The sequence below is a fragment of the Streptomyces sp. SP18BB07 genome (genome assembly GCF_036322545.1).
Lineage (GTDB): Bacteria > Actinomycetota > Actinomycetes > Streptomycetales > Streptomycetaceae > Streptomyces > Streptomyces deccanensis.
In genome coordinates this window covers 1-267 of record NZ_JAQYWT010000110.1, presented here as the reverse complement: position 1 = coordinate 267, position 267 = coordinate 1, and the positions used below count along the sequence as shown (strand labels likewise).

Annotated in this window: 1 pseudogene; it reads left to right on the top strand. The window is 65.9% G+C overall.

The annotated features are described in order from the left end of the window. Positions 1 to 214, top strand: a pseudogene (locus PUR53_RS00310) (HAMP domain-containing protein); the annotation flags it as partial. Positions 215 to 267: the final 53 nt, after the last annotated feature.

Genomic DNA, 267 nt, shown 5'->3' with positions numbered 1-267 from the left:
CCGGAATCTCACCGGACAGGTGCGGAACATCGCGGCCGGGACGACGGCCGTGGCCAACGGCGACCTCTCGCAGAAGGTCACCGTGGATGGCGCGGGCGAGATGCTCGAACTGAAGAACACCGTCAACACGATGGTCGACCAGCTGTCGAGCTTCGCCGATCAGGTGACGCGGATGGCCCGTGAGGTGGGCACCGAGGGCATCCTCGGCGGTCAGGAGATCGGAAGAGCGTCGTGTCGGGCCAGCGTGTCCGCGGTTGTGTAGATCTC